Genomic DNA, 13,103 nt, shown 5'->3' with positions numbered 1-13,103 from the left:
CAATAGAATTTCTATATTTAAACTCATGATCCATCTCAAAGCAGAAATAGAACGTTTCGAAACCATGGGTGAAAAGACGGGCTGGAGTTATGTATTTATCCCGGCTGCTTTAGCCAACGGAATTAAACCCAATTGTAAAAAGAGTTTCAGGGTGAAGGGAAAGATAGATCAGTTGGAGATTAACGGTATGGCAGTTCTGCCAATGGGAGAGGGCGATTTTATTATAGCTTTAAAAAGCGATGTACGAAAAAAACTTAAAAAAGAAGCCGGGGCAGTTGTAGAATTATCTTTGGAAGAAGATAAAGATTTTAAAATTGAAATGCCTGAAGATCTTGAAATCTGCCTGTCAGAAGAAGCGCATTTAATCCAAAACTTTTTAAAACAGCCTCAATCGCACCAAAACTATTATATCAATTGGATTAACCAGGCTAAAACAGAAGCTACGCGTACCAAGAGAATAGTAATGACTGTTAAGGCAATGGATAAAGGACAGGATTTTGGTACAATGATACGGGAGTCTAAAGGAAAGTCCTGAATTTGATGCTAAACTCCAAACTTCCAGCTTCAAACTTAAGCTTCCCGACTATAGTTCCTGAACCAACTCGAAACTTTCATCTGGATTACACCTAAAAAAGCCTCCCTAAAAATGCGGGTACTCATTTTTGATGTTCCTTCAGTACGATCGGTAAAGATGATCGGAACTTCAACTACCTTAAAGCCAAATTTAATGGCGGTGAATTTCATTTCGATCTGGAAGGCATAACCTACAAACTTAATCTTGTTTAGTGGGATAGTTTCGAGCACAATCCTGCGGTAACATTTAAAACCGGCAGTAGCATCCTGAATGTTGATCCGGGTAATGATACGTACGTACATGGAAGCAAAATACGACATTAAAACCCTGCCCATTGGCCAGTTTACCACATTCACACCTTTAACATACCTCGAGCCAATGGCTACATCTGCGCCGTTTACACAGGCTTCGCGTAAACGCAGTAAATCTTCAGGGTTATGAGAAAAATCGGCGTCCATTTCAAAAATATAGGCATAATCATGTTGCAATGCCCAATTGAAACCATAAATATATGCGGTGCCTAAACCTTGTTTGCCTGCCCGTTCTTCAATAAATAAGTGCCCCTCGTATTCTCTTTGTAATGATTTTACAATTTCAGCAGTTCCATCAGGAGAACCGTCATCAATAATTAAAAGGTGAAAAGGCTGTGTTAAAGAAAAAACCTTCCTAATGATTTTTTCGATGTTTTCCTTTTCGTTGTAGGTGGGAATGATGACTAAACTATCTGACACGTGTGTTGTGGTTTTTAAATAAAATAAGTTTTGGCCTTTGTTTGGTTTACCGTTTCTTAGCTTTTAACGTGCGAAAGTAAATATTTAATATGAAATCATCATGAATTTTCATGAATTCGGGTGATTTGTCCCCCTCGGTCATTATTCTGAACTTGTCTTAGGAGTTATTTTAATACCATTATTTCTCATAGATTTTAGACTTTATGGTTTCCCGCTAATTTCAGCGGTCTGTTACAGATTAGATTTTACTTGCTAAACCATTGTTTCTAAACCCGATCGTCGTGTAAAGCCCGGAGGCCGAAGTATGAGGACGAGGACTTGAAACAAAGAGCGGGGCATCAGGCCTCCAAGAAATACTGTCCCTTCATTTTCAAATCTCCACATATCTCAATAGACAATCATTTATCGGATAAATTTCTCTACTCTGCTCGAAACGATGTCCTTCTTACCTCACCTCCTGCATTAACTTTTTAACCAGTTGCGAAAAAATAATCAATGCCAAACCCGCAATTAAAGAATATAATGCCAGCGTTTTATAACCTTCGGTATAAGCCATCAATTTAGTGGTTAATGTTGCATTCTCAATACTCGACATTTCTGCACCGAGTTTACCGGCAGCCAATTGCCCGAAAGCACTTGATAAAAACCAAAGTCCCATCATCATGCCGAACATCTTCTTTGGTGATAATTTGGTAATAATCGACATCCCTATTGGTCCCAAACAGAGTTCGCCTAGTGTCAATAATAAATAAGCGAAGGTAAATACGTTCAGTGAGCTAATCCCCTGGGCATTAGCAAAGAATCTGGTGGCGTAAAAGACATAAAAACTTAAAGCCAACAGGAGGAAACCTAATCCAAATTTCACTACCGTATTAGGTTCAATTTTACGCTTATACAGACCGAGCCATAAAATACCTACAACCGGACTGAAAACGATCACAAAAAATGAGTTAACGCTATTGTTTACCACATTCGGATCAATATTAAAGAAGAGGATTTTATGATCCAGGTTATCCTTTGCAAATAACGAAAGCGAACCACCGCTCTGCTCAGATATGGCCATAAAAATGAAGTAACAGAAGATGAATACAAAAGCGGCCAACAATTTATACTGAGCTTTTTTATCTTTTATTTTAAAGGTTTCGTATAAGAAATATACCAGGGCAATAATGCCGATCGTGTACATAAAATAATCAGTAAAATCGGTATTTTTCACCATGATGTAAATCAATGGAATACACAATACCGACCCTACATAAACGGCTGTTTCATACAGCTGCTGTTTTGATTTCTTAAGGTGCAGCAATGGAGAACTACCGATTGGTCCGAGATGTTTTTTAGTAAAAATGAATGTGCCTAAACCAAACATCATCACCAATGCGGCCGATAAGAAACACAAATGCCAGTTGTAATATTTACCAAGGTAGATACACATGGCACCGCCCAGTAAGCCACCAACATTAATACCGGCATAAAAAAGCCCGTAGCCCGCGTCTCTTCGATTGTCTGTCTCATGGTACAATTCGCCAACCATAGATGAAACGTTGGGCTTGAAAAAACCGGTTCCTATAATAGATAAGGTAATGCCTGCATAAAACAGATCGTGGGGAGAGAAAGCCAGGATCAGGTTCCCGATAATCATTAAAGTACCGCCCCAAAACAACGATTTTTTAAAGCCTAAAATCTTATCAGCGAAAATGCCACCTATAAAGGTAAATGCATAAACAAAAGCCTGTATAGCTCCGTACTGCAGGTTAGATTTCTGGTCGCTTAAGCCCAGTTGCTCTACCATGAAGAAAGCCAATACGCCACGCATTCCATAAAAGCAGAAACGCTCCCACATTTCAACTAACGACAAGTGCCAGAGCTGTTTTGGGTATTTGCCTTTAAAATTTTGAATTTCTTCTATTGAAACTGTTTTTTCCATTAAATAGGTTTAAAAATGAAAAGCCCGACAAAGATCGGGCTTTTGAGTAAAAGTATTTTTTTTACTAGTGAACTCCATGCATCCATTTGCGCAACAATGGACTTATGGCGAACATAATAAAGCCTGCTACGATAGGAATGATGGTGAAGATTAAAAAGAAGGTTGAGATGGAATAAGCCGAACTGATTTTATCAATCAGTGATCCGGTGGCACCTGCAAGGTAATTGCCGATGGCGGTACAGGTGAAAAATACACCAAACATTAAACCTACCAAATTAGCCGGTGCAAGTTTACTTACGTAAGATAAACCAACCGGAGAAATGCAAAGTTCGCCAACAGTATGAAAGAAATAAGCGAATACAAGCCAGAACAGACTTACTTGCGCCGATGTAGCTCCCTGTGGGATAGCAGAACCTCCGTAAGCCAGTCCTGCGAAACCAATACCTACGAATATAAGACCAAAACCAAATTTTACAGGACCGCTTGGGTTAAATTTAGTTTCCCAGATTTTAGAAACAATTGGCGCTAAAGAAACGATAAAGAATGAGTTAAGTACGCTGAACCATGACGCAGGTACTTCAGTACTTACCGAACCCAGTTCCCGAGTTACTTTCCAGATAGCTAATACCCAGATAATGGCAAAGCTTAATAAGGTAAATAAAATGGTTGCCGGGTATTTTTTAAATATTTTTCTGGCTAATGAGAATAATACAAAAGTTACGGCTACCAATGGAAATATCGTAAGAACGCTGTCTACCCATTTAAAAGTAGTTGCTGCACCGCCGGTTAAATTTCTAAGTGTATAATCTTTAGCGAAAATAGTCATCGAACCACCGGCTTGTTCGAATACCATCCAGAAGAAAATGGTAAAAACAGATAAGATGGCAATAACCCATAAACGCTGGCTCCTTACTTTTTTCGGAATTTCTTCTACTGTCGGGTCTGCTTTTTCAACTTCTTTTGCTCTATCTACCGAAGCGCCTATTACGCCGAAAATTTTTTGTCCAAAGTAAAATTGCAACATACCGAAGAGCATAAAAATACCGGCAAGACCGAAACCGTAGTGCCAGCCAACTTTTTCGCCAATGTAACCACACATTAACATCCCGATGAAGGCTCCAGAGTTAATACCCATGTAGAAAATGGCATAGGCACTGTCTTTTTTATCGCTGATAGGAGGATAAAGCTTACCTACAATGGAAGAAATATTTGGTTTGAAAAATCCGTTTCCAATAATCAATAATAGCAAGCCGGCATAGAAAAAGTTATTGCTGAAACCTTCAAGTGCCATAGCTGCATGGCCGAGCGTCATAACAAAAGCGCCGATGATAACAGCTTTTCTATAACCTGTAAATCTATCGGCAATTAAACCACCCAATATTGGGGTAAAATATACTAAACCTGTGTAAATGGCATAAAGCTGTAAAGCTTCTGGCCGTGGCCAGCCCCAACCGTTTTTACTCAGGTCACTAATCAGGAAAAGAACCAATATGGCCCGCATACCATAATAGCTAAATCTTTCCCACATCTCGGTGAAAAAGAGTACAAAAAGGCCAACTGGGTGGCTAAATAGTTTTTCTTTGGATACGCCCTGACTTTCTAAATGAAGGTCTAGTTCCTTATCATGGTCTATACTAATGGTTTCATTAGATGCTTGCATAAAACATTTGTTGGTTTTAGTTTATGAATTCAGAATTTGTGTGTTGTTTAAGTTAGTTTAGCAGGGCGCAATATAGTGAGCGATTGGCAAACTCACAAGTTTTTGAGTGAGGAGTAAGGTAAATGATTTGTTAAAAATCAAAACTTCCTGATCGGTTTAATATTTTTCTTTGGGTCTGCATAAAGTGCATCATTCTCGTCCGGATCATTATTGAGCATGATATCTTCCTGCAGCTTTAGTCTTCCGCCTATAATTTTGAAGCCATCAAAAGTACCATCCGACCCATAATACTCAAATTTTCCCTCAATTTCAGGATCAAATGAAGCCAGATGATCAAATACAATCATGCCGGCTTTCATATCTGTTTTTAAGGTCATGGCGTTAGATTTGGCATACTCAAATATTACCCTGTTTTTTCCTTTAAGTGCTTTGCCATCGAAAACAGGCGCCCCAAAGCTAAGCTTGTCTTTGTCAAAAGCAAGAATTTCGATTACTTTCTTTGTAGTCATCTGCGTATTGCCTTTCCATCCCAAAAGGACATAATAAGGCAAACGGCTCCCGCTGGTTACCGGAATAATTTCATAATACCTGGCGCCGAACCATTTCTGGTTGTTGGTAATGCCATTAGGGTCGCTAATATTATCGGTTTGATCAATCAAAGGATAAAGTTTCAACGGTCCGCTCTTGGTGTTCATCTGCACAGCACCATAATAGCGGTACGTACCGTTTTCGAGCAGTACATACCAACTTAAAATCCTAAAAGCCTGATCGGGCGATTGAATTACCGATACATTTTTAAGTGAGTCGAAAGGGTAAGAGAAAGAACGAGGCATTTTTAAAGCCTCCACCAGTGTTTTTACAAAACTGCCATTTGTCTCTAGTTTTTGGGAATCACTTTGCGCAGCAGTAACCCTTGCCGATATTTTAATCAGGCTATCCTGAAACACATTTAATGCGCCCGGGGTTTGCTGCGCCTTTAAGCCCAGGCTTAGTGTTCCGCAGATGAAAAGAATACAAAACCTGATTACTTTCATATCATTAAATGCACAAAACGCTGAAAAAAATTATAGTTTCTCAATAACGATTGCGCTTGCGCCCCCACCACCGTTACAGATTCCTGCCACACCGATTTTGCCGTTATTTTGTGCCAATACCGACAGTAAGGTAACTACAATCCGAGCACCCGATGCACCCAGCGGATGACCCAATGAAACCGCACCTCCATTAACATTAACCTGGTTATCGTTCAATTCTAATAGTTGGTTATTGGCGATGGAAACGACAGAGAAAGCCTCATTGATTTCAAAATAATCTACATCTTTTATATTCACATTGGCTTTGTGTAGAGCCAAGGGAATGGCTTTTGAAGGCGCCGTGGTAAACCATTCTGGTGCTTGTTGTGCATCAGCATAACCTAAAATTTTAGCTAACGGCGTTAAGCCCAGTTCCTTTGCTTTGTCAGCGCTCATCAAAACCAATGCTGCTGCACCATCGTTTAAAGTAGAGGCATTTGCAGCAGTTACCGTTCCATCTTTTTTGAAAACAGGTTTCAGTGAAGGTATTTTATCAAATTTAACCGCTGTAGGTTCATCGTCAGTATTCACCAGGGTAATTTCTCCTTTGCGGTCTTTAACCTCAATGGCCAAAATTTCATCTGCAAATTTACCTGAACGCTGTGCGGCTTGCGCCTTTTTGTACGATTCGATGGCAAAATGATCCTGCGCTTCGCGACTGATTTGGCATTCAGTAGCACAAAGTTCGGCAGCAGAGCCCATATGGTAGTCATTGTATACATCCCAAAGACCATCTTTTACCAAGCCGTCTGTAATCTGTCCGTGGCCCAGGCGATAGCCATTTCTTGCCTTGTCCAGATAATAGGGAACATTACTCATGCTTTCCATGCCACCTGCTACAATAATTTCATTGTCGCCGTTTGCAATATTTTGTGCGGCCAGCATAATGGCTTTGGTGCCGGAAGCACATACTTTATTGATAGTGGTGGAAGGTAAATCTGGTAAGCCGGCAAATTTTGCGGCTTGTGTAGCTGGTGCCTGTCCTAAATTGGCCGACAAAACGTTGCCCATGTATATTTCCTGAATCTGTTCGGGTTTTAATCCGGCTTTTTCAATAGCAGCCTTAATAGCGAAGCCTCCGAGCTGAGTAGCAGAGAATTGAGCCAGTGAGCCTCCAAAACTGCCAATAGGTGTTCGTACAGCTGATACAATTACAACTTCTTTCATGTATAATAAATTTTATGAATTTTTGGTTAGGCCGCTAAGTTAGTCAAACCTTACAGGTTTCCAAAACCTGTATATCTTAAAATAACGTTTGATAGGTGGTTTTAGCATGTAGGTTACTGTAAGATTTGGTGCCATTATGATGTTGGTTAATCAAGTTGTGCCTTTTCGGCGTCGGTTTACTCCCATCCTGATCTAGGAGGGATTCCCATAGGGCGGGGTGGTTGATGGGTTTACTCGAAATAAGTTGGCTTAATACTTAATGTCGTGATATTGGTTCAGCAATTAAGTTTTTTTGGAAATGAACGTTTAGTGCGTTTCGCTTGCTGTAGTCCTGCTGTGCGCTGTAGCCTTCATACTTCGGGGCTGCCGCTGCCATCAGGTTTAATAACCTAGGCTGGCGCTAATTGGAGATCTTCATTCCGGAAGTGATTTATTCCCTTCCTTAATATGGAGGGGTGCCCGTAGGGTGTTTGATTGGTTTATTATAAAGAAGTTGGCTTAATACTTAAATGTAGTGATGTTGGTTCGTCAATTAAGGTTTTTTGGAAATGAACGTTTAATGCGTTTCGCTTGCTATAGTCCTGCTGTGCGCTGTAGCCCTCATACTTCGGGGCTGCCGCTTCCATCAGGTTTAATAATCCAGGCTGGTGCTAATTGGGGGCTTCATTCCAATCTTAACCTTTAGTTTGGAATTTCAAACAATTTTATATTTTTGGGATATCTATGATCAACTTTCTAAGGCAAGTACACCGGATATGGTTTCTATTCTGGATACTGTTTTTCTTCGCGCTTTTTTATCCCTTATATTACGTTACCTCCCGTAATGAGAAATATTATGGCATTCTGAATTTTTTTAGAAAAGCCAACAGCTTTTTATGCAGTCTGTTTTCGGGTGTTTTTTTCCGTTATCAATATCAGGAAAAACTCGACCGCTCAAAAACATATATATACTGTGCCAATCATACTTCTAATCTGGATATCATGATTTTTTGCATCATGGGACATGGTAAATTCCACTTTATGGGTAAAGATGAACTGTTAAACAATCCTGTTTTAAGCATTTTCTTTAAAACCATTGATATATCGGTAAACCGGGATAGTAAGATTTCTGCTTTTAGGGCTTTTAAAAAAGCTGGTGAAAACCTGGAGAAAGGGATGAGCCTGGTTATTTTTCCAGAAGGAAAAATTGATGACCACTATCCACCAAAGTTAGCCGAGTTTAAAAATGGTCCTTTCCGTTTAGCTATCGATAAAAACATCCCCTTGGTACCTGTAAGCATTATCGATGTGTGGAAAATAAACTGGGATGACGGTTCAAAATATGGAAGTAAGCCAGGAATTTGCGATATTTACGTCCACAAACCTATTAGTACATCAACCCTGGCTGATGTTGATGCAGATGTACTGAAAAAAAAGGTTTACAGATTGATAGATAGTAAGTTGAAATAAATATGAATTTAGACGCAAAAACCATTCATAAAATAGCCGATCTGGCCCGAATTCATATTGATGAAAAGCAGGTGGATACATTGATTCCTGAAATGAATAAAATTTTATCGTTTATGGAAAAGTTAAATGAATTAGATACTGCTAACGTAAAACCTTTGGTTTATATGAACGAATCTGTAAATGTTTGGAGAGAGGATATAGTCAAGCAGGAAATTACTACTGCCGATGGTTTGAAAAATGCCGCTAAGCATACCGATCAGTTTTTTATGGTGCCAAAAATTATTGAAAAATAATAATTTTCATCATGCTGTTGTAATAACCAGTGTGATTATTAGGTATCCCTAAAGATTAACATTATGCTTAATTTTTAACCTCTTGTAACATCTTGCCTGCTATGCTTGTCTAAAAAAGAAAAAACATGGAGAAACCACTCATCACGATAAAAGAAATTGGCCGTAAATATGTGATTGGATCTGAAGTGATTCACGCTTTAAAATCAGTTTCTTTAGATATTTACAAAGGTGAATTTGTTGCTTTGATGGGGCCATCTGGTTCTGGAAAATCAACCCTGATGAATATTTTAGGTTGTTTGGACACGCCATCAAGCGGAACATATGTTTTAAACGGAACTAATGTAAGCCAGATGAGTGATGATGCCTTGGCAGAAGTGCGCAACAAGGAAATCGGTTTCGTTTTCCAGACTTTTAATTTATTGCCGCGTTCTACATCTTTAGACAACGTTGCTTTACCTTTGATTTATGCCGGAACCAGTAAAAAGGACCGCGATTCAAGGGCTGCCAAAGCATTAGAAAATGTGGGACTGGGTAACCGTATGGACCATAAACCCAATGAACTTTCTGGCGGTCAACGTCAGCGTGTAGCTGTAGCCAGGGCTTTAATCAATAACCCTTCTATCATCTTGGCCGATGAGCCTACTGGTAACTTAGATACCAAAACTTCCATTGAAATTATGGGGCTTTTAGAAGAAATCCATAGTAAAGGCAATACCATCATTTTGGTTACCCACGAGGAAGATATTGCGCAGCATGCCCACCGTATTGTGCGTATGCGTGATGGTTTGATCGAAAATGATTATTTAAATACAGATATAAAAAATGTATCCCCGCGTTTGCAGGCACTGAAAGAAGCAGGCAGCGATTGGGAAAAAATTAATTGAGGTGTAAGGTAAAAGATTTATGGCGTAAGGTTTTGCCCTCAACCTTCAACCCTACACCCTAAACCTTTTTAAATGAAAATCTACACTAAAACAGGCGATAAGGGCCAAACCTCACTAATTGGTGGTACCCGTGTTCCCAAATATCACTTGCGCATAGAAGTTTATGGAACTGTTGATGAATTAAATTCATATATCGGTTTAATTATGTGTCAGGGCATTGACAACTATGATCAGCAATTACTAAAGGAAATTCAGGACAGGCTATTTACCATTGGAGCTTCATTGGCGGCAGACCCTGACAAATCTAAAATGAAGATTCCAGATCTGCATGATACTGATATTGCCTTATTGGAAAAGGAGATGGATCTGATGAACGAAAATCTGCCTGACTTAAAACACTTTGTTTTGCCGGGTGGAAACACGGTAGTTTCTTACTGCCATATTGCGCGTTGTGTTTGCAGACGAGCTGAACGTTTGGCAGTAGCACTTGCAGAAAATAGCTTTGTAGACGAGCGTATAACCATTTATTTAAATCGTTTAAGTGACTATTTATTTGTTTTGGCACGAAAACTGACAATATATTTTAACGCCGAAGAAAATATTTGGATTCCGAGGGTTTAATAGTGGAAAAATAAGTTTGTTTTGCTCAAAAATTTTGATATAATTTGCGCAATAATAAGAATAGGAATTTAATTGAATTGACGATATGTATTGGACATTAGAACTAGCATCGCACTTGGAAGACGCACCATGGCCTGCAACTAAAGATGAATTAATTGATTATGGTATCCGCTCTGGTGCCCCGGTAGAAGTGATAGAAAATTTACAGGCATTAGAAGACGATGGAGAACCTTACGAAACCATTGAGGAAATTTGGCCGGATTACCCAACCAAAGAAGATTTTTTCTTTAATGAGGATGAGTACTAAAGCTTAATAAAACATAAAAAACCTTTCAGAAGTACTGAAAGGTTTTTTTATGCAGGTTGTTTTTGATATTGTAAATCAATACTATAGCCAAATATTTTACATTTTCTAAACAAAAGCCTAAATAGGGGTGTTAATAAAGCAAAAATATAAACATTGCTAAAAAATTAACACTATGGGAAATTTATTGTACTTAGTCGCAGTAGTATTAGTTATACTATGGGTGATCGGATTTGTATTTCACGGCTTCGGCGACGTTGGTGGTATAATCCACGTTTTATTGGTAATCGCAGTTATTGCTATCTTATTAAAGGTAATTGGTAGGGCAGCTTAAAATAAAGTTGCTACCAAATTCATTCATTAAAGAAGTAGAAAACACTTTCAAATAGATGGATTAAAAAAAGGAGTTTCATATTTGGAATTCCTTTTTTTAATATAATCTTTTGCTAAAATTTAACCCAATTAAAGGAATTTGATTAGGTAAGGCTTATTTTCGAATCAGAATACAGCCTTTAGTTTTTTAGCAACAATTCGGCAAGTTCGAGATCAATAGGGTAAGTGATTTTAATATTAGCTCTTTCTCCTTCAATAATATTAATTTTATGACCAATAGCTTCTACTACACTCGCATCATCGGTAAAATGCGGGTTGAATTCCTGATTGTAAGCCTCTTTAAGGATCTCAAGGCTGAAAGTTTGCGGCGTTTGCACTAAAAAGATCTCATCACGTTTTAAAGCTGATGTTTTTTTGTTTTTAACCAAACGTACGCTATCGCTTGATTGCACTGCCGCAATAACATTGCCTTGTTTTGCAGCTTCTGCATAGCAGCTATCAATCAGTCTTTTTGAAACCAGCGGACGAACAGCGTCATGAATGGCAACGTAGGCCTCTTCTTCAATGCTATAAATGGCATTTTTAACCGAATAAAAGCGTTCTGTGCCGCCGTCAACAATCTGGTGTGGTATATGGAAATTAAATTCTTTGCAGAGTCTGCCCCAGTAAACCTGCTGATCTTTATTTAAAACCAATAAGATCTTAGGTTGAGTATTGCTGGCTGCAAAAGCTTTTATGGTATGCATTAAAACCGGGAGGTTTTTGAGCAGTAGAAATTGTTTTGGGGTTTCTGTTTGCATCCGATTGCCAGAACCGCCTGCTACAATTATAGCGTAATGTTTCATATAAAGAGATGTGAGATGATAGATTTGAGATATGAGACCTGATTTAACTCAAATCTCATATCTCAGTACTCAAATCTATATGATTAGCATGGCATCGCCATAACTGTAAAATTTATATTTTTCCTTTACTGCAACTTCGTATGCATTCATTACATTTTCATACCCTCCAAATGCGCTAACCATCATCAATAAAGTAGATTCTGGCGTATGGAAATTGGTGATCATAGCGTTTGCAATGCTGAAATCGTAAGGAGGAAAGATAAACTTACTGGTCCAATCGTTTGCCGCCTTTAATGTTCTGTTGGCAGAAACAGCAGATTCGATTGCACGCATGGAAGTTGTTCCAACTGCACAGATTTTTTTTCTGTCTTCGATCGCTTTGTTTACAATGTTTGCATCTTTTTGTTCGATGATAAACTGCTCCGAATCCATTTTGTGTTTAGTCAAATCCTCAACCTCAACCGTTCTGAAAGTTCCTAAACCTACGTGTAGAGTTACTTCTGCAAATTCTACTCCTTTAAGTTCAAGACGTTTCATCAGTTCACGGCTGAAGTGTAAACCTGCAGTCGGAGCTGCTACTGCGCCTTCGTGTTTAGCGAAGATAGTTTGGTAACGCTCTTTATCTTCTGCAGTAGCTTTACGTTTAATATATTTAGGAAGTGGGGTTTCGCCTAAAATTTCAACATTTTTTCTGAATTCTTCATCTGTTCCTTCAAATAAGAAACGGATGGTACGCCCACGTGATGTAGTATTATCTACAACCTCGGCAACTAACAGGTCGTCGTCTCCAAAATATAATTTATTGCCTACACGGATTTTTCGTGCCGGATCTACCAGAACATCCCATAAACGTAATTCCTTATTTAATTCACGTAGCAAGAAAACCTCGATAGTAGCACCGGTTTTTTCTTTATTTCCATATAAACGGGCAGGAAAAACCTTGGTATTATTTAATATCATAACGTCTTTGTCATCGAAATAACCTAAAACGTCTTTGAAAATTTTATGCTCAATTTTACCGCTGTCTTTATGTAAAACCATTAAGCGGGCTTCATCGCGTTGTTCTGCCGGATTGTTGGCTACTAAAGATTCAGGTAAGTTGAATTTGAATTGTGATAATTTCATTCTTGATGAATTTTTTGAGGTGCAAAAATACGAATTTAATTTTTCTTTTTCGTATTTTATCAAACGCAATTTATGTATATTATGTTTTGATCATTTTAAATCAAAATATACAGTGCT

At 38.6% G+C, this 13,103-nt stretch carries 15 protein-coding genes; 7 read left to right on the top strand and 8 right to left on the bottom strand.

Annotation, left to right across the window (positions count from 1 at the left end):
* The first annotated feature begins 25 nt into the window (after window positions 1–25).
* The gene (locus tag ACIQXP_RS14775) at window positions 26–535 is read left to right on the top strand and encodes a YdeI/OmpD-associated family protein (RefSeq protein WP_387505828.1); all 510 of its coding nucleotides are present in this window, start codon (window positions 26–28) and stop codon (window positions 533–535) included.
* A 35-nt stretch (window positions 536–570) separates the two neighbouring features.
* Here ACIQXP_RS14775 and ACIQXP_RS14770 read toward each other — a convergent pair whose 3' ends face one another.
* From ACIQXP_RS14770 to ACIQXP_RS14745, 6 genes are all read right to left on the bottom strand, one after another.
* Complete coding sequence (locus ACIQXP_RS14770; protein ID WP_293741342.1) at window positions 571–1,305, bottom strand: polyprenol monophosphomannose synthase; 735 nt, start codon at window positions 1,303–1,305, stop codon at window positions 571–573.
* Window positions 1,306–1,750: 445 nt separating this feature from the next.
* Window positions 1,751–3,232, bottom strand: a complete 1,482-nt coding sequence (locus ACIQXP_RS14765; protein WP_387505827.1) for a peptide MFS transporter — start codon at window positions 3,230–3,232, stop codon at window positions 1,751–1,753.
* A 64-nt stretch (window positions 3,233–3,296) separates the two neighbouring features.
* On the bottom strand, window positions 3,297–4,892 hold the full coding sequence (locus ACIQXP_RS14760) for a peptide MFS transporter (RefSeq protein ID WP_293741340.1): 1,596 nt from the start codon (window positions 4,890–4,892) through the stop codon (window positions 3,297–3,299).
* A 137-nt stretch (window positions 4,893–5,029) separates the two neighbouring features.
* Window positions 5,030–5,926 (bottom strand): hypothetical protein, encoded by an 897-nt coding sequence (locus ACIQXP_RS14755; RefSeq protein WP_293741339.1) that lies wholly within the window; start codon window positions 5,924–5,926, stop codon window positions 5,030–5,032.
* Between the two features lie 30 nt (window positions 5,927–5,956).
* A complete protein-coding gene (locus ACIQXP_RS14750; protein WP_387505826.1) occupies window positions 5,957–7,132 on the bottom strand; it encodes an acetyl-CoA C-acyltransferase in 1,176 nt (391 codons plus the stop codon).
* Window positions 7,133–7,614: 482 nt separating this feature from the next.
* Window positions 7,615–7,758 (bottom strand): hypothetical protein, encoded by a 144-nt coding sequence (locus ACIQXP_RS14745; RefSeq protein WP_387505825.1) that lies wholly within the window; start codon window positions 7,756–7,758, stop codon window positions 7,615–7,617.
* A gap of 97 nt (window positions 7,759–7,855) precedes the next feature.
* On the opposite strand from ACIQXP_RS14745, the gene ACIQXP_RS14740 reads away from it, so the two are divergent.
* The 6 genes from ACIQXP_RS14740 to ACIQXP_RS14715 all read left to right on the top strand — a co-directional run bounded on the left by ACIQXP_RS14740 (window position 7,856) and on the right by ACIQXP_RS14715 (window position 11,017).
* On the top strand, window positions 7,856–8,581 hold the full coding sequence (locus tag ACIQXP_RS14740) for a lysophospholipid acyltransferase family protein (protein WP_387505824.1): 726 nt from the start codon (window positions 7,856–7,858) through the stop codon (window positions 8,579–8,581).
* A 2-nt stretch (window positions 8,582–8,583) separates the two neighbouring features.
* The gene (gene gatC / locus ACIQXP_RS14735; RefSeq protein WP_387505823.1) at window positions 8,584–8,874 is read left to right on the top strand and encodes an Asp-tRNA(Asn)/Glu-tRNA(Gln) amidotransferase subunit GatC; all 291 of its coding nucleotides are present in this window, start codon (window positions 8,584–8,586) and stop codon (window positions 8,872–8,874) included.
* 125 nt (window positions 8,875–8,999) lie between these two features.
* The gene (locus ACIQXP_RS14730) at window positions 9,000–9,758 is read left to right on the top strand and encodes an ABC transporter ATP-binding protein (RefSeq protein WP_090987605.1); all 759 of its coding nucleotides are present in this window, start codon (window positions 9,000–9,002) and stop codon (window positions 9,756–9,758) included.
* Between the two features lie 72 nt (window positions 9,759–9,830).
* The gene (locus ACIQXP_RS14725) at window positions 9,831–10,379 is read left to right on the top strand and encodes a cob(I)yrinic acid a,c-diamide adenosyltransferase (RefSeq protein WP_293741335.1); all 549 of its coding nucleotides are present in this window, start codon (window positions 9,831–9,833) and stop codon (window positions 10,377–10,379) included.
* An 85-nt stretch (window positions 10,380–10,464) separates the two neighbouring features.
* Window positions 10,465–10,686: a DUF2795 domain-containing protein gene (locus ACIQXP_RS14720; protein WP_010603503.1), complete on the top strand. Its 222-nt coding sequence runs from the start codon at window positions 10,465–10,467 to the stop codon at window positions 10,684–10,686.
* A gap of 172 nt (window positions 10,687–10,858) precedes the next feature.
* Entirely contained in the window at window positions 10,859–11,017 is a 159-nt protein-coding gene (locus ACIQXP_RS14715) for a lmo0937 family membrane protein (RefSeq protein ID WP_109924584.1), read from the top strand.
* Window positions 11,018–11,195: 178 nt separating this feature from the next.
* On the opposite strand, the gene ACIQXP_RS14710 is transcribed toward ACIQXP_RS14715, so the two are convergent.
* Window positions 11,196–11,861 (bottom strand): 2-C-methyl-D-erythritol 4-phosphate cytidylyltransferase, encoded by a 666-nt coding sequence (locus ACIQXP_RS14710; protein ID WP_387505822.1) that lies wholly within the window; start codon window positions 11,859–11,861, stop codon window positions 11,196–11,198.
* Between the two features lie 75 nt (window positions 11,862–11,936).
* Complete coding sequence (gene queA / locus ACIQXP_RS14705) at window positions 11,937–12,986, bottom strand: tRNA preQ1(34) S-adenosylmethionine ribosyltransferase-isomerase QueA (protein ID WP_090987611.1); 1,050 nt, start codon at window positions 12,984–12,986, stop codon at window positions 11,937–11,939.
* Between the last annotated feature and the right edge of the window lie 117 nt (window positions 12,987–13,103).

The organism is Pedobacter suwonensis, assembly GCF_044762335.1.
Taxonomy (GTDB): domain Bacteria; phylum Bacteroidota; class Bacteroidia; order Sphingobacteriales; family Sphingobacteriaceae; genus Pedobacter.
This window is presented reverse-complemented; position numbering and strand designations above follow the sequence as displayed.